At 61.2% G+C, this 20112-nt stretch carries 23 protein-coding genes; 18 read left to right on the forward strand and 5 right to left on the reverse strand.

Features of this window, described 5'->3' with window-relative positions:
* Positions 1 to 53 precede the first annotated feature (53 nt).
* The 9 genes from FIU81_RS16020 to FIU81_RS16060 all read left to right on the forward strand — a co-directional run bounded on the left by FIU81_RS16020 (position 54) and on the right by FIU81_RS16060 (position 7430).
* Complete coding sequence (locus FIU81_RS16020) at positions 54 to 1412, forward strand: PucC family protein (protein WP_124110745.1); 1359 nt, start codon at positions 54 to 56, stop codon at positions 1410 to 1412.
* A gap of 12 nt (positions 1413 to 1424) precedes the next feature.
* Positions 1425 to 2174: a photosynthetic reaction center subunit H gene (puhA, locus tag FIU81_RS16025; RefSeq protein WP_124110095.1), complete on the forward strand. Its 750-nt coding sequence runs from the start codon at positions 1425 to 1427 to the stop codon at positions 2172 to 2174.
* 14 nt (positions 2175 to 2188) lie between these two features.
* On the forward strand, positions 2189 to 2809 hold the full coding sequence (gene puhB / locus FIU81_RS16030; protein ID WP_124110094.1) for a photosynthetic complex putative assembly protein PuhB: 621 nt from the start codon (positions 2189 to 2191) through the stop codon (positions 2807 to 2809).
* Positions 2810 to 2818: 9 nt separating this feature from the next.
* Positions 2819 to 3292 carry a photosynthetic complex assembly protein PuhC gene (gene puhC, locus FIU81_RS16035; protein WP_124110093.1) on the forward strand — a complete coding sequence of 158 codons (474 nt, stop codon included), beginning with the start codon at positions 2819 to 2821 and terminating at the stop codon, positions 3290 to 3292.
* Positions 3293 to 3328: 36 nt separating this feature from the next.
* On the forward strand, positions 3329 to 3667 hold the full coding sequence (locus tag FIU81_RS16040; RefSeq protein ID WP_124110092.1) for a hypothetical protein: 339 nt from the start codon (positions 3329 to 3331) through the stop codon (positions 3665 to 3667).
* The gene (acsF, locus tag FIU81_RS16045; RefSeq protein WP_124110091.1) at positions 3664 to 4791 is read left to right on the forward strand and encodes a magnesium-protoporphyrin IX monomethyl ester (oxidative) cyclase; all 1128 of its coding nucleotides are present in this window, start codon (positions 3664 to 3666) and stop codon (positions 4789 to 4791) included. Before FIU81_RS16040 ends, acsF begins: the two co-directional genes overlap by 4 nt.
* Before the next feature lie 67 nt (positions 4792 to 4858).
* Complete coding sequence (gene puhE / locus FIU81_RS16050) at positions 4859 to 5647, forward strand: putative photosynthetic complex assembly protein PuhE (RefSeq protein WP_124110090.1); 789 nt, start codon at positions 4859 to 4861, stop codon at positions 5645 to 5647.
* Positions 5637 to 6848 (forward strand): 5-aminolevulinate synthase, encoded by a 1212-nt coding sequence (hemA, locus tag FIU81_RS16055; protein ID WP_124110089.1) that lies wholly within the window; start codon positions 5637 to 5639, stop codon positions 6846 to 6848. Before puhE ends, hemA begins: the two co-directional genes overlap by 11 nt.
* A 117-nt stretch (positions 6849 to 6965) precedes the next feature.
* A complete protein-coding gene (locus FIU81_RS16060) occupies positions 6966 to 7430 on the forward strand; it encodes a c-type cytochrome (protein WP_320414782.1) in 465 nt (154 codons plus the stop codon).
* A 58-nt stretch (positions 7431 to 7488) separates the two neighbouring features.
* Here the strand turns inward: FIU81_RS16060 and fliP are convergent, their stop codons facing one another.
* From fliP to fliF, 4 genes are read right to left on the reverse strand one after another with little or no spacing between them, the layout of a single operon-like run.
* On the reverse strand, positions 7489 to 8187 hold the full coding sequence (gene fliP / locus FIU81_RS16065) for a flagellar type III secretion system pore protein FliP (protein WP_413816217.1): 699 nt from the start codon (positions 8185 to 8187) through the stop codon (positions 7489 to 7491).
* Between the two features lie 32 nt (positions 8188 to 8219).
* Positions 8220 to 8504 (reverse strand): FliM/FliN family flagellar motor switch protein, encoded by a 285-nt coding sequence (locus FIU81_RS16070; RefSeq protein ID WP_124110087.1) that lies wholly within the window; start codon positions 8502 to 8504, stop codon positions 8220 to 8222.
* Positions 8497 to 9096, reverse strand: coding sequence for a hypothetical protein (locus FIU81_RS16075; protein ID WP_124110086.1), 600 nt, complete (start codon positions 9094 to 9096; stop codon positions 8497 to 8499). The genes FIU81_RS16070 and FIU81_RS16075 overlap by 8 nt, the downstream gene beginning before the upstream one ends.
* The gene (gene fliF / locus FIU81_RS16080) at positions 9093 to 10700 is read right to left on the reverse strand and encodes a flagellar basal-body MS-ring/collar protein FliF (protein ID WP_124110085.1); all 1608 of its coding nucleotides are present in this window, start codon (positions 10698 to 10700) and stop codon (positions 9093 to 9095) included. The genes FIU81_RS16075 and fliF overlap by 4 nt, the downstream gene beginning before the upstream one ends.
* A 133-nt stretch (positions 10701 to 10833) precedes the next feature.
* On the opposite strand from fliF, the gene fliL (FIU81_RS16085) reads away from it, so the two are divergent.
* From fliL (FIU81_RS16085) to FIU81_RS16125, 9 genes are all read left to right on the forward strand, one after another.
* A complete protein-coding gene (gene fliL, locus FIU81_RS16085; protein WP_124110084.1) occupies positions 10834 to 11388 on the forward strand; it encodes a flagellar basal body-associated protein FliL in 555 nt (184 codons plus the stop codon).
* A gap of 11 nt (positions 11389 to 11399) precedes the next feature.
* Positions 11400 to 11789 carry an SIMPL domain-containing protein gene (locus tag FIU81_RS16090; protein WP_254695948.1) on the forward strand — a complete coding sequence of 130 codons (390 nt, stop codon included), beginning with the start codon at positions 11400 to 11402 and terminating at the stop codon, positions 11787 to 11789.
* Complete coding sequence (locus tag FIU81_RS16095; protein WP_124110083.1) at positions 11786 to 12355, forward strand: MotE family protein; 570 nt, start codon at positions 11786 to 11788, stop codon at positions 12353 to 12355. The genes FIU81_RS16090 and FIU81_RS16095 overlap by 4 nt, the downstream gene beginning before the upstream one ends.
* Before the next feature lie 35 nt (positions 12356 to 12390).
* The gene (motA, locus tag FIU81_RS16100) at positions 12391 to 13254 is read left to right on the forward strand and encodes a flagellar motor stator protein MotA (RefSeq protein ID WP_124110082.1); all 864 of its coding nucleotides are present in this window, start codon (positions 12391 to 12393) and stop codon (positions 13252 to 13254) included.
* Entirely contained in the window at positions 13251 to 15194 is a 1944-nt protein-coding gene (locus tag FIU81_RS16105) for a hypothetical protein (protein ID WP_124110081.1), read from the forward strand. The genes motA and FIU81_RS16105 overlap by 4 nt, the downstream gene beginning before the upstream one ends.
* Positions 15195 to 15372: 178 nt before the next feature.
* Positions 15373 to 17448: a flagellar biosynthesis protein FlhA gene (flhA, locus tag FIU81_RS16110; RefSeq protein ID WP_124110080.1), complete on the forward strand. Its 2076-nt coding sequence runs from the start codon at positions 15373 to 15375 to the stop codon at positions 17446 to 17448.
* Positions 17445 to 18221: a flagellar biosynthetic protein FliR gene (locus tag FIU81_RS16115; protein WP_254695949.1), complete on the forward strand. Its 777-nt coding sequence runs from the start codon at positions 17445 to 17447 to the stop codon at positions 18219 to 18221. The genes flhA and FIU81_RS16115 overlap by 4 nt, the downstream gene beginning before the upstream one ends.
* Positions 18218 to 19279, forward strand: a complete 1062-nt coding sequence (locus tag FIU81_RS16120; protein WP_124110079.1) for a flagellar biosynthesis protein FlhB — start codon at positions 18218 to 18220, stop codon at positions 19277 to 19279. The genes FIU81_RS16115 and FIU81_RS16120 overlap by 4 nt, the downstream gene beginning before the upstream one ends.
* Entirely contained in the window at positions 19276 to 19620 is a 345-nt protein-coding gene (locus FIU81_RS16125) for a hypothetical protein (RefSeq protein WP_124110078.1), read from the forward strand. The genes FIU81_RS16120 and FIU81_RS16125 overlap by 4 nt, the downstream gene beginning before the upstream one ends.
* Here FIU81_RS16125 and fliL (FIU81_RS16130) read toward each other — a convergent pair.
* On the reverse strand, positions 19604 to 20110 hold the full coding sequence (gene fliL / locus FIU81_RS16130; RefSeq protein WP_124110077.1) for a flagellar basal body-associated protein FliL: 507 nt from the start codon (positions 20108 to 20110) through the stop codon (positions 19604 to 19606). The two genes, FIU81_RS16125 and fliL (FIU81_RS16130), sit on opposite strands and share 17 nt — an antisense overlap.
* Positions 20111 to 20112 lie beyond the last annotated feature (2 nt).

A 20112-nucleotide genomic window follows, 5' to 3' on the forward strand; every position in this document is an offset into this window, starting at 1 on the left:
GCCTTCCCCTGCGCTATCTGCCCTTCGCCGATGCGGCCAGCGACGGCCTGCCGATGGCGCAGTTGCTGCGCCTGTCGCTGTTTCAGGTGTCGGTCGGCATGGTGACGGTGCTGCTGCTTGGCACGCTGAACCGGGTGATGATCGTGGAACTTGGGCTTGGCGCGATGCTGGTGGCGGCGATGATCGCGCTGCCGGTGCTGGTCGCGCCGTTCCGGGCGTTCTTGGGGCATCGCAGCGATACGCACCGCTCTTCAATCGGTTGGCGTCGGGTGCCGTATCTGTGGTTCGGTACGCTGTGGATGATGGGCGGGCTGGCGTTGATGCCATTCTCGCTGCTCGTTCTGGGCGGTGATACCGTGCACGATGTGCCCTTCGCGGGCACGGGACTGGCCGGGGCCGCGTTCATCATGACGGGCCTTGGCCTGCACATGACACAGACCGCCGGGCTGGCGTTGGCGTCGGACCGCGCGGATGACGAGACGCGTCCGCGCGTCGTGGCGCTGCTTTATGTGATGTTCCTGCTCGGGATGGGCGTTTCCGCTGTCGTGATCGGTTGGCTGCTGTCGGACTTTACGCCGTTGGCTTTGATCCGGGTTGTGCAGGGGTCGGCGCTTCTGGTCGTTGCGCTGAACCTTGTGGCCCTGTGGAAGCAAGAGCATGTGCGCCCGCAGACCAAGGCCGAGCGTTCGGCCCCCCGTCCGCGTTTCGCAGATGCGTGGCAGAACCTGACCAGCGGTGGTGATGCCGGGCGGCTGCTGGCCGTCGTGTTCATCGGGACGCTGGCGTTCAACATGCAGGACGTGCTGCTGGAACCCTACGGCGGCGAGATCATGGGGCTAAGCGTCGGACGCACGACGTGGCTGTCGGCGATGTGGGCGGCTGGTGCGCTTTCTGGCTTCGCCTTGGCGGGCAGGGCCTTGGCGCGCGGGCGCGATGCGTTTCGGATGGCGGCGACCGGGTTGCTTGCGGGCGTAGTCGCGTTCTCTGCCGTGGTGTTCGCGGCCCCAATGCAGGCCGCTTGGCTGTTCTACGCGGGCGCTGTCGGGATCGGTTTCGGATCGGGCCTGTTCGCGGTGGCAACCTTGACGGCCGCCATGGGCCTTGGCGCGCGCGGCATCGCCGATCACGGACTGGCGCTGGGTGCCTGGGGCGCGGCGCAGGCCACCGCCGCAGGTCTGGCCATCGCGCTGGGCGGAGCAGTCCGCGACGGCGTTGCAATGCTGGCCTCCAAGGGCGCGCTGGGAGAGGCGCTGAACACGCCCGCCATCGGTTACACCACTGTTTACCATATCGAGATCGCACTGTGCTTCGCGACGCTCATCATACTTGGGCCGCTTGTGCGGCTGTCGTTCATTCAACCCACTCAGACCCCGGAACGCGGCAAGATCGGTCTTGCTGACTTCCCAACATAGAAGGAGGACATCATGGTTGGTGTCGAATTTTTCGGAGATACAGATCTTGCGGCGGTCGCAATCTGGGGCTTCTGGCTCTTTTTCGCGCTGCTGATCTATTATCTGCAGACCGAGAACATGCGGGAAGGTTACCCGCTGGAAAAGGACGATGGCAGCATTTCGCCGAATCAGGGCCCGTTCCCGGTACCGGCGCCCAAGACGTTCATCATGCCCGAAGGCGTGCCGGACGTAACCGTGCCCTCTGCCGAGAACGAGCTGCGCCACGCCCGTGCCGAACTGGCACTGGCGCGCACCGCGCAATCCGAAGGCTTCCCGCACGCGCCGATCGGCGATCCGATGCTGGACGGCGTCGGCCCCGCATCCTGGGTGCCACGTGCCGACCGGGCCGAGCGTGACGGCGAAGGCCACATCAAGATCCAGCCGATGTCGAAGCGCGATGCGTTCTTTGTGTCCGCCGGACGCGACCCGCGCGGGATGCCCGTGGTGGCCAATGACGATCAGGTCGTCGGCGAAGTCACCGATCTGTGGATCGACATCCCCGAGCAGCTGATCCGCTACCTGCAGATCAAGCTGGAAACGGGTCAGACCGTCCTTGCTCCGATCCAGCTGGTTCGGGTTACGGCGCGCTACGTCGATGTCCGCACGCTGAACACCGAGCGCATGGCACAGGTGCCGCAGACCGCCTCGATGGAGCAGATCACGCTTCTGGAAGAAGAGAAGATCACGGCCTTCTACGGCGGTGGTGAGCTCTACTGCCGCTAGGAAAGGAAGACCGAATGCCCCGCGATTACCGCGACGATCCCGACTTCACCATCGAAGAGATCCCCGGCCTGCCGGAAGCCTTGCCACGCGGCGAAAGCGTGCTGTGGCAAGGGCGGCCGAAGGCTTGGAAACTTGCTGTGCAGGCGCTGTCTCTGAAGTGGATCGCGGGGTATTTCGTTCTTCTGGCCGGTTTGCGCGGGGCCACGCTGGCCGCCGATATGGGCTGGGCAACGGCCATGGGCTACGGCGTGCCGCTTCTGGTGGTGGGTGCCGTGGCCTGCGCGATCCTGTTCGTGATCGCCTACGTGCAGGCGCGCGCCACGGTCTACACGATCACGACCGAGCGGGTCGCGATGCGGGTGGGTGCGGCGCTGACGCTGACCGTGAACCTGCCGTTCGCACGCATCGAATCCGCCGATCTGGACACCAAGACGGGTAGTATCGTGCTGACGCCGTCGGGCGAGACGCGGCTAAGTTACTTCGTGCTGTGGCCGCATGTTCGGCCGTGGCACATGCGCCGCGTGCAGCCGACCCTGCGCGCGCTGCCGGATGCTGAAGCTGCCGCCCGCATTCTGGGTGAAGCCGTCGAGGCGCAGCAGATGCGCCCGCAAGTCACAATGATGGCAGCGGAATAGGAGAGAGCGATGTCTCGGAACCAAGGCCTATACTTCGACGCCGAACGCCGCGAGATGCAGACCCGCGACGTTCACATGATCCCGCCGAAGCTGCTGATCGCGATGGCAGTGCTGGCGCTGGGCGCTCTGGCGCTTGCGACCTACTCCAGTGTCACGGGCCGCGCGCTGGCCGGTGTGCCGCCCGAAGCCGAAGTGCTCGACAGCCGGACGTTCGTGCTGGAAGGTGATAGTGTGGCCGTCAAGCTGAGCACGCCGGACGGAGACGTTCTATACGAGACCGACAATGGTGCCTTCATCGCCGTCGTCGGAGACGCACTGCGCCGTGAGCGCAAGGTGCACAAGGTGGCGGACAATCCGCCCGTCACGCTTGCCCGTCTAGCCAACGGACGACTGGTGCTGACCGATCCCGCGACGGGATGGTCGGCCGAAATGACCTCTTTCGGTGCCGGCAACGCCCGCCACTGGGAGGTCCTGTTCAAGTAAGCCGCTTGGGCAGTAGCCAAAAGAAGGGAACCGCCAATGGGATTTTTCACCAAAACGACCGAGACCGCGCCTTGCACGGTCGAGGTTGTCCACAAGTTTGAAGAGCTGTCCGCCCATGTCCGCCTGGACAACGGCAGCGTCATCCACCCCGGTGACACGGTGCAGGTGCATGGCACCCCCGTGATGGCCGCCTGGGGAGAGGCTATAAGCGAGCGCCGCACCGCCACCATCACCCGTGCCAGCGGGCTGGAGCGGATGTGGACCAAGCTGACCGGCGACTTCGAGTTCATGGAGCTGTGCGAATTTTCGTTCAGCGAAGAAGTGCAGGCGACCGGTACGGGCGGCGAAGAATGCCGCAGCGAGGTGGCAGCATGAACGCCCCCCTCAAGCACACCGCAGACGCCACCACGGTCGAGGAAAGCCTGGAGATTCAGCAGGCACAGGCGAAGTTCGACAGTGACGACGCGACCGCGCTCGCCATGCAGAACACCCTGCTGACGCCGCGCTTCTACACCACCGATTTCGACGAGTTGGACGCCATCAATGTCGAGCCCGTTCGCGAAGAATGGGATCAGTTGATGGCCCGGATGAAGGCGGATCCCAACAAGGGTCACTTCAAGAAGACGGAAGACTGGGACGCCGTCGACTGGGAGAACATGGAGCCGGAGCTGAAGGCCGAAGCGCTCGATTTCCTGATCTCAAGCTGCACCGCTGAATTCTCTGGCTGCGTGCTGTACAAGGAAATGAAGCGTCGCGGCACGAACGCCGATATCAAAGAGCTGTTCAGCTACATGAGCCGCGATGAGGCACGCCACGCTGGCTTCATCAACGACGCACTGCGCGAAGCGGGTGTTGCGGTGAATTTGGGCTTCCTGACACGCGAGAAGAAGTACACCTACTTCCGCCCGAAGTTCATCTACTACGCGACCTACTTGTCGGAAAAGATCGGCTACGCGCGGTACATCACTATCTACCGCCACCTCGAGGAACACCCCGAGCACCGCTTCCACCCGATCTTCAAGTGGTTCAAGGAATGGTGCAACGACGAGTTCAGCCATGGCGAGGCCTTCGCCCTGCTGATGCGCACCGACCCATCGATCACCGGCAGCTTCAAGAACAAGCTGTGGATCCGGTTCTTCCTGACAGCCGTCTACTCCACCATGTACGTGCGCGACCACGCGCGCCCGAAGTTCCACGAAGCGCTGGGGATCGACATCGACTGGTACGACATGGAGGTTTTCCGCAAGACCAACGTGATCGCGCGTCAGGCCTTCCCGGTTGAGTTGGACATCGACAATCCGCGCTTCCTGAAAGGCTGCAAGGCGATGGACGCCGCCGTGCGCGATATGGATGCGGCCAAGGCTAAGGGCGGCTTCGGCGGCCTTTTGGGGCGCATCGGCGCGGGCGCGCGTGCGGGTCTGGCCTTTGCCTCGATCTACACGATGCCGATCAAGAAGAACGACGTGCCCGACGACGTGCGTCTGGAACCTGCGTTCTGAACGACTGACAGACCCGGCGGCATCCGTGTCGCCGGGATAATTGAGAAAAGCAAAGAGGGCTGTGCCTGTGCTCGATAACCCATGGATCGCCGCGCTGGTCGCGCTGTTCGTCTGGTGGTTTTCCACCGGGGCGATCCTGTGGGCGGTGCAGCGTGCCGACGGCAAGGACGCCGGTGCGCACGGGCGCGTCGTACTGTTCGGACTGCCGGTGCTGGTGGCCGGGGTCGCGGGTGCGATCGTCACGGCCGGTCAGGCGGGCGCGGCCTATGGTGCGTTCTTCTCAGCCTTGGCGATCTGGGGCTGGATCGAACTTGCGTTTCTGACCGGCTGGATCACCGGCCCGCACAGTGTCGCGATGCCGTTCTGCGTGAACGACGCTCAACGGTTTCGTGCGGCTTGGGGCGCGTTGATGTGGCACGAGCTGCTGCTGTTCGCCGGGCTGGTCGGCCTGTTCGCATTGACGTGGAACGCGCCGAACACGCTGGCCTTCTGGACTTACGCGGTGCTGTTCGCAGCGCGCATTTCGGCCAAAATGAACATTTTCTTCGGCGTGCCGCGCATCAACGTGGAATTCCTGCCGCGCCCGTTACAGCACTTGCCCAGCTATTTCCGGCAAGGGCCCGTTTCGTGGCTGTTCCCGGTTTCGATCCTGATGCTGACGGCCGCCGTCTTCTGCTGGATCGAGCGCATCTGGATGACGGGTGAGGTGGGCTTTGCACTGCTGGCTGCCCTGACCGGGCTGGCGCTTATCGAACATTGGCTGATGGTGGTGCCGCTGCCAGACGCAAAACTATGGCGCTGGGCGATGCCCGCGGCTCGACAAGGACTTGAGGGAGGCGAGACGAATGGACTTTGACAAGGCATTCACCGAGCAACTGGATCGGCTGAAGGCCGACGGCAACTACCGCGTCTTCGCAGACCTCGAACGCGTCCTTGGGACTTTCCCGCGCGTGAAGAATCACGGGCCGGGACCGGACGAGGTGACGGTCTGGTGCTCGAACGATTACCTTGGCATGGGCCAGCACCCGGATGTCGTGGGCGCGATGGTCGAAGTGACAGAGACTTGCGGCACCGGCGCGGGTGGCACGCGCAATATCTCGGGCACCGCGCACCACCACGTAGCGTTGGAGCGCGAGCTGGCCGATCTGCATGGCAAGGAAGACGCGCTGCTGTTTTCGTCCGGTTACGTCTCGAACTGGGCGGCGCTGTCGACACTGGGCTCGCGGCTTCCGGGTGCGGTGATCTTCTCTGACGCGCTGAACCACGCCTCGATGATCGAGGGAATGCGCCATTCCCGCGCCGAGCGGGTGATCTGGAAGCACAACGATCCCGAAGATCTGGACCGCGCGCTGTCGCTGTATGGTCCCGACGTGCCGAAGATCGTCGCGTTCGAGAGCGTCTATTCCATGGATGGCGACATTGCGCCCATGCGCGAGATCGTGGAAGTCGCCGAGAAACATGGTGCGATGACCTATCTGGATGAGGTGCACGCCGTCGGTATGTATGGCCCGCGGGGAGGCGGTGTGGCCGAACGCGAAGGTCTGATGGATCGCATCACGCTGATCGAGGGCACGCTTGGCAAAGCCTATGGATGCTTCGGCGGCTATGTGACCGGTTCGCGCGCGCTGTGCGACTTCATCCGGTCCTTTGCCAGCGGTTTCATCTTCACCACCGCGATCCCGCCTGCCGTTGCAGCCGCGGCGGCCACTGCGGTGCGGCACCTGAAAACGAGTCAGATCGAACGCATGCGTCAGCAGCGGCAGGTCGCACGTTTGCGCGAGGGGCTGGATCGTATGGGTATCCCGCATTTGCCGAACCCCAGCCATATCATCCCGGTGATGATCGGAGATCCGGTGAAATGCCGCATGATTGCCGATGTGCTGATGCTGGATCATGGGATTTACGTGCAGCCCATCAACTATCCGACCGTGCCCAAAGGGACCGAGCGTCTGCGCTTTACGCCTGGTCCCTGCCACTCCGACGCGGATATCGATCAACTGGTCATGGCTCTGAACAGTTTGTGGAAGCAATGCGCCTTGGCCCGGCAAGTGGCATGATATCGCACCTAGTTGATGGACTGCGCGCTTGACGCTGGCACAGTGAAAGCTACGCTTCAAAGCAATGAAATCATGTCCGGTGTTGTCCGGATGATGGGAGGATATCGTATGAAATCGATGAGTTTTACTATTGCCGCAATGGCGCTGTTTGCTGCACCGGCTTTCGCCGAAAGCCATGTGTCCGGTGACGCTGCGGCTGGCGAGAGCGTATTCAACCAGTGCCAAGCCTGCCACGTGGTGACCAACGACGAAGGTGAGACTCTGGCCGGTCGGGCCGGCCGCACGGGTCCAAACCTGTACGGCATCGAAGGTCGCACCGCCGGCACCGTCGAGGACTTTCGTTACTCGTCTTCCATGGTCGAAGCGGGTGAGGCTGGGCTTGCCTGGAACGAGGAAGACTTCGCCGCCTACACGCAAGACCCGACGGGCTTCCTGCGCGAATATCTGGACGACAGCGGCGCGCGGGGCAAAATGGCCTTCAAGCTGCGCAGCGAAGATGACGCAAAGAACGTCTATGCGTATATCGTCTCGCTTGGCGGTGGCACCCCGATGGAAGAGGCCGAAGAAGGTTCGGGTAGCTAAGCCTGTATCCTTTCCGGTTGAAATGCGGCCGCCCCGAACCGGGGCGGCCGTTTTCGTTTCAGAAGTAGCTGCGCACAAGGGCACCCGAAATCAGCGTCCATCCATCCGCGACGGCGAAGAACGCCAGTTTGAACGGCAGCGAGACGATCGCCGGCGGGACCATCATCATACCCATGGACATCAGTACTGCCGCGACCACGAGGTCGATGATCAGGAACGGCAGGAAGATCAGGAAGCCGACCTGAAACGCGCGTTCGATTTCGGATAGCAGGAAGGACGGTACCAGTGTCGACAGGGGTGCGTCTGGCGCAAGCTGGGTGGTGTCATCGGGTCTCAGCGAGGTGAGCGCCTCGAAGGTGCCGGGATCGATACGGGCGGCCATGAACTCCTGGAATGGGGCAAGCGCGCGGGGTACGGCCTCTTCGATGGTCATCGCGCCGTCCACAAGTGGTGTGATGCCGACGTCCCATGCCTCGCGAAAGATCGGCTCCATCACGAAGTAAGTCAAAAACAGTGCAAGAGTCACGATCAGCATGTTCGGCGGCGCCTGTTGTAGCCCGATGCCTTGGCGTAGGATCGAGAGCACCGTTACGAGGAACGGAAAGCAGGTGATCATGATCAGCAGGCCCGGCACCAGACTAAGGACGGTAACCAGGACCAGAAGCTGTATACCGCGCCCCGCGAGGCTGCCTTCACCGTCGAAATCGATCTGGATCTGCTGTGCCTGAAGCGGCCCCGCGATGATCGCGAAAGCCACAAGCAGCGTCAGGCAAGGCAGAAGCCTTCGGATCAAAGGCCAGTTTCCATATCCGCGACCTCGGTCAACCGGACGGAAAGAGCGCCATCGTCACCTTCTGTCTCTTCCAGCATACCACGCGCGATAAGGCGGTCGCCGACATACAGTTCCACCGGGTCATCCACACGCGTATCCAGTGTCAGGACAGCGCCTTGTTCCATGCTAAGCAACTCCGACAACTTCGGGCGCGCCTTGCCGACGGCGACGGTGATCTCCACAGGCACGTGGTGCAACGGATTAGGCGGCCGTGACGGCGCTATGGTGTCGGGTTCATCCATGGGACAGGGTTTCCTCGTTCAGGGTGTCGAGCGCGGCCAGCGCGTCGTTCAACGTGGCTTCTACGATGCTCAGGTCGATTTCCCGCGCGCTTTGGCCAAGCCGTATGTGGATAAGGCCCGGGCCCAGCGAGTCATCGGCTTCTATGCGGGTTGGGAAGCGCGCGTGGGCAGAAAGGCAGTTCGCCATCTGCTCGGCGTCATCGGGGCAGACGTTGATCAAAACCTCGGGGTCGGGTTGTCCGTCGGCCAATTGGTGCATCGCCTGTTCTAGCCGGTGCCCTAGGGTCTCTTGCAGCACACGCGGTACGATGGTCTCGACGATACCCGAAAGGAGGGGGCGCAGAGCTGACATGACGTGCGCGCGGGCTTCGTGGAACGTGAACCCAAGCTCTTCCATCCGAGCGGCAAGCGCACGTTCTGCGCCATCGGCTTCCGCCTTGTAGGCATCGGTCGCGTCGTCCCAGCCTGCGGTATAGCCTTTGTCGAAGGTCGCGAGCTTTTCCGCTTCGAGTCGCTCTCCGTCGATGACCGCCAGAGGAACAAGACCGGTGTATTGACCGAAGTCTTCTAGGATCAGGGGGGATGCGCTCATGCCTTTTCGCTTTCATCTTCCATCCAAGATCGCAGGATCTCTAGCGACTCATCCTGTCTTTCATCGATAAGTTGGCGCAATCTGTCGACGGCGCTGGTGGGGGCGGTTGCGTCAGCGGCCGCCGTAGGCTCCATGCCAAGCGGCTGTCCGGCTTGCCCCATGAAGTCCGGCATGTCGTCCGGGTCGATCTCGCCTGTCAAAGCGGTCTCGGACATGGGCGCGCCAGAGATATCGGCTGGCGCCGCAAGCGCGGGGGCCGTTGGCTTGGCCATGATCGGGCGAACGACGAACAGCCCCAAGACCAACGCGACGATGCCAAGAATGGCGATCTGTGCCAGACGCATAGCGTCGATGGGGCCGAACAGGCTGGCTGCGACGGGCGCGGTTCCGTCCTGGGGCACCGCTTCGAACTGCATCGACCTGACCGAGAGCGAATCGCCTCTCTCCGGATCATAGCCAACGGCGGCCGACACAAGTTCGGTCAGCGCTTCGATTTCGGCTTCAGGTCGTTCAGTCCAGACAGTCGCTCCGGTGTCATCCACTGTTTGGATCCCATCGATCAGAACAGCGGTTGTGATTCGGTCGATAGCACCAGGGGAACGCGTGACCTGACGCTCAATCTGGCTGACCTCGAAATTCGTGGTTTCGCGCGTTTCGTTCGACTGGCTGGAGCTGGACCCGCCGCCCTGTTCCGCGCCGTCTCCATCGGGCAGATTCGATGCAACCGTCACTTGGCCACCGCCGCCGTCCGCGTTCGTGCTGCTGGATTGTGTAACATCTTGGCTGATCGCGATGCGGCTGTCGGGGTCGATACGCCGTTCGGTGATTTGCTCGGTTTCGGTCATCGTCTCGACGTTCACCTCGACGACCACTTTGCCGTATCCCACGCGCGCTTCCAGCAGGCGTTCCACGTTACGCTTCAGCTCTGCTGCACGGTCGCCTGACGCGCCGGCGCCTTGATTGGTGTCCTCTCCGGCAAGGATTACGCCGCCGGTGGCGTCTATGACCGACACATTCTCGGGTGCCAATCCACTGACGGCAGAGGCGACAAGGTATCGCAAGGCCCGCGCATGTGCAGAGGACAGGCCACCACCGGAGGGTGTGACGGTGACGGACGCCGTTGCGACAGCCTCGCGTTGGAACGGTTTGGTGCCGGTATTGGCGATGTGCACCCGCGCGTTCTGGATCGCGGGAGAGGCGACGATCGTGCGGGCAAGCTCACCCTCGGTCGCGCGCCAGTAGGCGGCATCGAACATCTGACTGGTGGTGCCGAACCCGCTCATCCCGTCGAGCAGTTCATATCCTTGCGACACGTTTTGCGGCAGCCCTTCGCTGGCCAGCGTCATGCGCAAGGCATCTCTTTGCGTGCTGTCCACAAAGATTGCACCACCGCGCACGTCATACACAACGCCACGGGCGTCGAGCGCGGCGACAACTTCGCCAGCAGCCCCTGATTCGAGACCGGAATACAAAAGATCCATGTCCGGGCGCGAGGCCATACGGGCCACCATCAGAACCAGGGCGAACATCGCGACGGTTGCGCCGACGACCATGATGCGGCGTTGGACCGTCAGTCCGGCCCATGACGATACGATCTGTTGCAAGAAGCGACCTCCTGTCACCTCGGGACACACGTTCTTTCCCGATGCGGCCACTTTCCCTCATCCGTCTTAACAATCGGTTAGTGGCTTTGCGTTTATCTGGCTCCAGCAAGATGTTTTGATACGAGGTGCCGGAATGGCCGACGAAACCGAAGAGGATGCCGCCCCGAAGAAGAAGGCCGGCAAGGGATTGCTCGTCGGATTAGTGCTGGCGGTCCTGTTGGGCGGCGGCGGATTCTACGCGGTGTTTTCCGGTGTGATCCTGGGCGAATCGGGCGACGTGGCAGCGGCCGAAACGGATGATGATTCCGTCGATGCGAAGGCGCATGACGGTGAGGAGGATGCGGATTACAGTGCGCTGTCCGGGCCTGCGGTTCCGGCCAGCGTGTCGGACGTGGCCTTCCTCCCGGTCGAGCCTGTCGTGGTGTCATTGGCCGGGGCTGGAAGCAATCGCCATCTGCGTTTTCGGGCCGAACTAGAAGTGCCGTCAGACTACGCGGATGAGGTCGAACACCTTATGCCGCGCGTGATCGATGTGATGAACGCCTACTTGCGTGCCGTCGACCCCGCCAGCCTGTCATCGCCTGGTGCCCTTATCGCGCTGCGCGCCCAGATCCTGCGACGCCTTTCGCTGGTAATCGGTGCGGAACGCGTGACCGACGTGCTGGTCATGGAATTCGTCCTGAGTTGAGGAGAAGAGAGATGAACGCCATCGCCGATGGGCTTTTGATTGCTGGCGCGATCGGGGTCGCCTTTTACTGTTTCGTCTTGTCGCGTCGCCTGACCCGATTTACCGACCTTGATCGGGGCGTAGGTGGCGCCGTGGCGATGTTGTCCAGCCAGGTGGATGATCTACGGCGGGCCTTGGACGATGCACGATCCACCGCAGAATCTTCCGGTCAATCACTGGAAGATTTGACCGACCGAGCCGATGCGGTGGCGCGCCGGTTGGAGCTACAGGTCGCGTCGTTGCAGGACATTGCCGAGCCTCCCGCGCCGACGGAGCCTGCTCCCATGCCCGCAAATCGTGCCAGCGCGGCTCCAGCGACCCAGTCGTTCTTCTCGCGCAGATCCGTGGGTGTCACGTCATGATGGCGCGTATGAAGATCAGCCGTATCGGTGTTTTGCCCGTGTTGGGCGGTCTGCTGATGGCCTCGGCCTTCTTGCGAATCGCCGGCTTCCCAGTCTCCACGCTGGTCGCTCCGATGGCGCAGGCCAGCCGTGCCGAAGCAGACACCACGCAAGAGCCAGATGAGTTGGCGGAGATCCTGGACGTTTTGAGCGAACGGCAAGCCGCACTGGACGCCCGCGAAACACAACTGGATGCCGATGCAGAGCGTCTGGCCGAGGGGCGTGCGGCCCTCGCTGCGCAATTGGCGGAAATCGAGCAGGCGGAGACGGAACTCAGGCGGTTGCTCAACCTAGCTGACAAAGCTGCCGAGGACGATCTGTCTCGCCTTGCAACAGTGTACGAAAACATGAAGCCGGCCGAGGCGGGTGCGTTATTCGAACAGATGCCTCCGGCGTTTGCCGCAGGGTTCCTTGGCCTTATGGGGCCTGCAGCTTCGGCGCGCATCCTTGCCGCGCTGAAACCCGAAACAGCCTATGCGGTCAGCGTCATTCTAGCCGGTCGAAATGTCGACACGGTGGAGAACTAGGCCGTGCACCTTCCCCAAATCAAAGGACCGAGTAAATGATCGCGATCATCGGTGTCATCGTCGTCTTCGTGATGGTGTTCGGCGGCTATCTGGCTGCGGGCGGCAAGATGGGGATCATCCTGAAGTCCCTTCCGTTCGAGATGACCATGATCATGGGAGCCGCTGTCGGAGCCTTTCTGCTATCGAACGACGGCGCCACGGTGAAGCACACGATCAAGGACATCGCGCGCATTTTCAAAGGTGCGAAATGGAAGGCTGACGACTACCGCGACCTGCTGTGCCTGCTGTTCGAGCTCATTCGTTTGGCCAAGTCCGATCCGCTTGCCGTCGAAGCGCATATCGAGGCACCGCAGGACAGCACGATCTTCGGGCGTTACCCGAAAATTCAGAAGGACCGCGAGTCGGTCGAGCTGATTTGCGATACGATGCGCTCGGCTTCAATGAACTATGACGACCCGCATCAGGTTGAAGAGGTTCTGGAAAAGCGGATGGAATCCAATCTGCACACCGCGCTTCACTCCAGCCATGCGCTTCAGACCATGGCTGACGGACTGCCCGCCCTTGGCATCGTCGCAGCAGTGCTTGGTGTCATCAAGACTATGGCGGCCATCGACCAACCGCCCGAGGTGCTGGGCAAGATGATTGGCGGTGCGCTTGTCGGAACGTTTCTTGGCGTATTTTTGGCGTATGGTTTTGTCGGGCCCTTCGCCGCGAAGCTCAAGGCAGTAGTCGAAGAAGACGCGCAGTTCTACCAGCTTATCCGAGAAGTGCTGGTCGCCAACCTGCATCAGCACAGCCCTGCGATTTGCATTGAGGTTGGTCGCCAGAATGCTCCTGCCCATCACCGCCCTGCTTTTGACGCGCTCGAAGAAGCGTTGAAGGGCACAAAGGCCGCATGATGCGTTGGCTACCTTTACTGTTGGCGATAATTCCCGCAATTGCCAGTGCTGAAACGCGCGTTCGTACCGCCGAGCACGAGACGTTCACACGCGTGGTTATCGATTATGCCGTTCGACCAGATTACAATCTCGAAATTAACGAACGCCAAGTGCAGGTTCAAACGGATAAGGTCGTGCACTACGACCTGTCTGACGTTTATCGGCGGATAGACCGAACGCGCGTCACCCAACTCAGCAAGAGCGAAGCCGCTCTTCTTATCGACCTTGGGTGTGATTGCACAGTCACCCAAACCGAGTTGCCGAGCGGCGGACTGGTTATCGACATCGGTGACCCGGATCGAACGGCGCGCCCTATTCGGGGGTCCGAGGCCCAGCAGGAGCTGACAGCACTGCAAGAACCGCCTTCGGAAGTTTCGCCAGCTTCGCTCGTCAATTCGACCGTGGATCTTCCGATGATCCCTGGTCTTCTGACCCGAGAAGCTGCCGAGCCGTCTCCGATGGCAAAGACACTTAGGGAAAGCTTGATCGCGGATCTTCTCGACAATTCTATATCGGGGGTGTCCCTGGCGCCTCTGGCAAAGCAACCGGTCATCGCTGACGCAAAACCCGAGGACGGAGCAGGCTCAATATCGACAGGGCAAATCGCGGTCGACACCAGAAGTGGCCAATACGCGCGCGGTAGCCAACGCATACCTGCGCGGGCCACGTGCGCCCCGGTCCTGTTGCTGTCGATCCCAGATTGGCTTGCTGGTCCCAAAACGCTCGATCCTGCATCCAGCAATCCTGAAATACTCAATTCAACCGCCAAGAAACTTATTATAAATGGATTTGGCGTAGAGGCCGCAGCAATCCTCGACCCTTCGATGCGCACATCTGACGATGCCGTTCTGCTTGAATTGGCGCAGCTCGTGGATGCACCGATCGAAGCGCCTCTGATTGTCGCAATGTCGGAATGCGGCGACTTGGCAACCCTTTTCGCGGCACTTGCCGATCCACCGACGCCTCCGGCACGACCGGGCGCTCTCGTGGCGGCGATTAGTTCACTCCCAAACCAGCTTCGTAACTTCTACGGGGACAGGGTTACAAAACAAATGCGAAAAATTGGTCAGATCGAAACGGCTGAACTTGTGATGGCCGCCGTCGGTCGCACTGATCCGGCGCAGACGGGTCCGGTTTTGACACCGAACGAAATTGGGCCGAGCGATAGACGGCGGGGAAATGCAGATTTGGAGATGGAAATCGCACTCCGTACACCGGATGCTCCAAGCGCAATCGCCGCGCTGATTATGGGATACATCAATCGGGCCGAACCTGTGCCTCAAGATATCTTCGACCAGGCGAGTATCATTCTACGAGAGTCAGAAGGTGTCGCGCGGTTTGAACTTGAACGGGCGATGTTCGACGCGTGGATCGCTGAAGAGGACGTGCAAAGTGCGAATACTTTGATCTTTGAAGTTGCAAATCGCTCAAAGGAAGAGGCGGTCGTTTTGCGCGAACGACTTGCCAAGAGTGTCTTGGAGTTTTCATCGGACGCAGATTTTTTACGTGGTTTAGCGGTTATCGCAGTTGAGCCTTTGGCGAATGCCGAGCTGCGGATCGGATTGGCGGATCGTTCACTGCAACTTGCGATGCCGCATTTGGCGGTGGCAATCTTAATGGCGAACCGAGGCGTGCCGTCCCGGCCAGAGCGGATTTTGTTGGCGCAGGCGCATCTAGATCGCCAAGACTGGGCAAAAGCTTCGGATATTCTCGGTCCCATGACCGGAGCCGATGTCGATAGCCTACGTGCTCGCCTGCCGGCGCCTCCGGTTTCCATCCCGGTGGAAAGGATAGCTGAACCAGCGGAGAGGGTGCCGCCAACCATTAGGGCCCGCAGTTCAAAGCTGGTCTCCGAAACAGAGTCCTTGAGAGAGGAATGGAGCGCGTTTCTGGAGCCATAGTTCGAGCGTAAACCTTTGCTAAAGCATTGTGGGGCATTCTTCGGGCTACACTGCGTCCACAAAGGGTCGTGCGGATGGTCATCGAACCACTGAAAAATTCGGTCAGGCTGACGGGCATCAATGCTGCCCTTGAAACGGTGCGATATGTCAGCCCATTCTTGGAAAACAGGTACGCTCCATGAGCATTCGCGATCTGTTTCAGCCGACGATACTGCTTGCGCTTGCGCTGATGTCGATCATTGTAATGATGGTTCTTCCCGTGCCGGCATGGGTTCTCGATATCGGGCTTGCTACATCCTTCGCGCTTGCGATTTTGATGTTCACCACGACTTTGTTCATTGAGCGGCCACTGGAATTCTCTGCCTTCCCGACCGTTCTTCTTGCATCCTTGATGCTCCGCCTATCGCTCAACGTCAGCTCGACCAAGCTGATCATAGGAGAAGGACACACGGGCACCGGCGCGGCGGGAGACGTCATTGAGGGCTTTGCCATGTTCGTCATGGGGGGCAGCGTGTTCCTTGGCCTTGTGGTGTTTGGCGTCCTGATGATCGTGAACTTTATCGTGATCACGAAGGGTGCGGGCCGAATGGCAGAGGTCGGCGCCAGGTTCGCGCTAGACGGGATGCCTGGCAAGCAGCTGGCCATCGACAGCGACATGAGCGCGGGTGCGATCGACCACGCCGAAGCCAAGACCCGCCGCGAGCGTGAGCAGGCGGAGACGACATTCTTCGGCTCGCTCGACGGTGCGTCCAAGTTCGTGAAGGGCGACGCCGTCGCAGGCCTTCTCATCACTCTTTTGAACTTGGTGATGGGTCTTGCGATGGGCACCATCGTCCACGGCATGCCCGTTGGAGCAGCTCTGGAAACCTACGCCATCCTGACCGTCGGCGACGGGCTAGTGACCCAAATTCCCGCAGTCGTCATCTCCATCGCTTCAGCACTGTTACTGGCCCGCGGTGGTACGACCGGCTCGACCGATATGGCTTTCTTCGCGCAGTTGGGTCGCTATCCCGCTGCCTTGGCGACGGTTGCTGTGTTGCTGGCTCTCTTTGCTGTCGTGCCGGGGCTACCTTTTGTCCCGTTCATGGCAGGCGGGATCGGTCTGGGTTGGCTGGCGTGGCGCGCGCAGGGCGCCGCGAAGCAGCGCGAGACCAACGCTGCCGTAGTGCCGAAGTCGACGCCGGTGCGAAAATCAATGGGGGACGTCCTTGATCTGGACGACATCCATCTGGAGTTCGCCCCTGATTTGGTGCCGTTGGTGCTTGACCCGGCGACTGGGCTGGATGCTCGTATCGGCAACATGCGCAATCACGTGGCCGCTCGATTTGGCCTTGTCTTGCCAGAGATCCGTCTAACGGACGACCCTGGACTGCCACCGGGCACCTACGTCGTTCGCATTCACGGGGTAGAGCGCGTACGCGATCGGATCGAAAGCAACCATGTCCTTGCGCTGGTCAACGATGGCAACCCCGATGCGCTGCCAGAGGGTATGGACGTGGCAGAGCCTGTCTACGGCGCAGCCGCTCGTTGGATCGCGGGAAAAGATCAGGACGCCGCCGCGCAAGCTGGGATTACGACCGTAACGCCAGCCGAGGTCTTGGCGACACACCTGCTGGAAGTCATCAAGCAAAATTTCCACCGTCTTCTGACTTTGAAAGCCCTGCGCCGCTTGCTGGACGAGTTCACGCGCCTATCCGATCCTGATCGCGCCGCCGCGAACCGCAAGCTGATCGATGAATTGGTGCCCGACAAGGTGCCAATCGAATTGCTGCTGAATGTCCTGCGTCTGCTGCTAGAAGAGCGGGTGTCAATCCGCAACATGCCCATGATTTTGGAAGCAATCGCGAGTGCCCGAACGCAGGTGTCAAGTTCGGAGGCCATCTGCGAACTCGTGAGGCAAAGACTGAGCTTCCAACTCATCGCGGAACTCAAACGCGCGGATGGCACCGTTCCGCTTATCCAGTTGGACCCCGAGTGGGAAGAAACCTTCAGTCGCCACCAGTTGCAGGGCGAGCCCGGCGATACGTCCGTCGCGCTGCCGCCCGATGCGTTCAACAAACTGGCCGACGGCGCAGCGGATCGTCTTGGAACCGCAGCCGAACGCGGGTTATATCCGGCACTTGTCACGTCAGCACGGCGGCGTCGGTTTCTGCGGATGGTTCTGTCGGCAAAGGGACTGTCAAACCCGGTGCTCAGCTTCGAAGAGTTAGGAACAGAGGCGCAGCCCGCATTGGTCGGAACAGTGCCCGCGTGATCCAGTCCCTGACAGCGTTGACCGGGTTGGCTGAGACGGCATTCGTTGCCGGTTTCGCGGTGTTCCTGCGCGTCGGTGCTGCGATGTCGATGCTGCCTGCTTTTGGCGAACGGTCGATCCCCATGCGTGTGCGGCTTGCGCTGGGCATCGCATTTACACTGATCGTGACGCCTGCTGTCGTGGCGCGTCTTCCAGGACTGACTGCTACCGATCTTGCGGGACGTTTCCTGCTGATCGAGACTGTGATCGGTTTTGCCCTAGGGGGCATGCTACGGCTGTTCGTGATTGCTCTGCAGCTTGCCGGAGCGATGGCCGCGCAGACGATTTCCCTTGCCCAGATATTCGGCGGCGGCGCAACCGATCCACAGCCGACCATCGGCCATATCATGGTGATGGCCGGTTTGACGCTTGCTGTAATTCTAGGGCTTCACGTCAAGATCGCCGAATACCTCGTATTCTCATATGAGCTTTTGCCAGCCGGGCAGTTTCCGGATGCGGCCGATCTAGCCGCTTGGGGTGTCGAGCGCACCGCCCGTGCCTTCGCCCTCGGGTTCGCGCTGGCTATGCCGTTCGTAATCACATCGCTGATCTACAACCTGACGCTAGGCGTCATCAATCGCGCGATGCCTCAGCTTATGGTGGCCTTCGTCGGCGCGCCCGCGATCACGCTGGGCGGCTTGGCGATCCTTGCGCTGTCCTTACCGCTTGCCCTGCAGGTCTGGATGCAAGCGTTGGACGGGTACATGGCAAACCCGGTCGCGGCCACGCGATGAGCGATCAGGACGAAAGCGAAAAGAGCCACGAGCCTTCTCAGAAGAAGCTCGATGATGCGCGTAAGAAAGGGGAAATTCCAAAATCGACTGATCTGACGACCGCCGCGGGCTATGCGGGGATGGTTCTGGTCGCCGTAGGCTTTGGAGCGGATTCTTTGCAGCGGATCGGTGCAATCCTTGCCGGTGTGCTTCATCGGGCCGGCACGCTTGATCCCGGAGCGCCAGAGTTGGTGCCGGTGGGCGCGCAGTTGGTCACGGCCCTGCTGCCTTGGGCGCTTCTGCCGATCGGCTTTTGCATCGTGTCCTTGCTGGGCCAGCGCGCGTTCACCTTTGCCGGTTCCAAAATGGCACCGAAAGCCAGCCGTATCTCTGTTCTATCCAACGCCAAGCAGAAGTTCGGGCGCGGCGGATTGTTCGAGTTCGCAAAGAGCGCGGTTAAGCTGACCATTTATTCCATAGCTCTGTTCGTGTTCCTCTGGCGCTCTCTGCCGGAAATCATCGGTTTGGTGACACTCGATCCCGGCGTGGCGACTGCCGCGGCACTCGCGATGACGGTGCGATTTCTGTGGCTGGTTCTGGTGGTGGCGCTGGCGATTGGTGTCATCGACGTGGCGTGGCAACAGGCCGAGCATGCGCGCAAGAACCGCATGTCGCGCAAAGAGATGACGGACGAGCAAAAGGAAAGCGACGGCGATCCTCATATGAAGGGCCAGCGCCGCCAACGTGGAATGGAGATCGCTTCGAACCGAATGCTTGCGGATGTCCCGGACGCCAGCGTGATCGTGGTGAACCCAACGCACTATGCGGTAGCCCTGAAGTGGTCGCGCAGCTCAGCCGGAGCACCCGTTTGCGTGGCGAAAGGCGTTGATGCCGTTGCCCTTCGCATCCGCGAACTGGCCGAAGAGGCAGGCGTGCCGATCCATTCCGACCCGCCGACAGCCCGCGCATTGCATGCCACCGTGGAAATCGGCGGTGAGATCTCGCCGGAGCAATTCGCGCCGGTCGCTATCGCGATCCGCTTCGCCGAGGTTATGCGACGCAAGGCACGTGCGCGATGACCGATGGATTGAAGGACTTGGCTCGTATCTCTGCCATGTTGCGAGATCGCGAACTTGGCGCTGTCGAGCGGATCGTGTCACAGCTGAACGCGATTCAGTCCGACATCGCGCGCTTGCAAGATGCACAATCCGCGCGCAGGACCGATGCATCCATCGATACCGCGCGCCTGACAGGAATGGATATGAGCTGGCTTGCGGAAACAGAGCGCCGGATCCTGCGCCTGCGTCAGCAAGAGGCGGCGTTGCGCGCTGCCCATGAAACAGCGTTGGGCAGAGCGCGTAAGGCGTTCGGCCGCGCCGACGTGACGGCGCGGATTGCCGGGATCAAGCCGCCTGTTTGACGATATCCAGAAGCAACACGTCGTACAGACCCGGCCCGATTTCCGCGCGGGCGGTTTCCATTAAGGCGGTCTTCAACCGATCGAGCTTGCCGTTCGACGTGAAGTTACCCTCGAAGCCACTGGTGTTGGCGTGATCGAGCATGACCCGCAGAAAACGGTCGCGCAGCCTTGGCTTGCGTTTCTGTGCGATGTCTTGTGCGGCGCTATCGGTCTCTAGCGTCAGCGAAAGCACGACCAATGCGTCAACGCGGCCGTCCTTGATGATCGGAACGACGAACTGATGGTCCAGACTGACAAAGATCGGATCGCCAGATGGCGCATCGTGGCTGTCGTCTTTGGCGTGGTCCGGTTCGGTGTGCGCGACTTCCCCGCAGGGATTTTCGGTCTGCGCGACGTCCGGCAACTCGGGCGATGGGCGCAGCGCAAAACCGGCGCCGACACCTGCGCCGAGGCCGACCAGGGCCAGCGCAATTGGGATGAGCAGTTTCATGA

The sequence above is a fragment of the Palleronia sp. THAF1 genome (assembly GCF_009363795.1).
Classification (GTDB): Bacteria; Pseudomonadota; Alphaproteobacteria; order Rhodobacterales; family Rhodobacteraceae; genus Palleronia.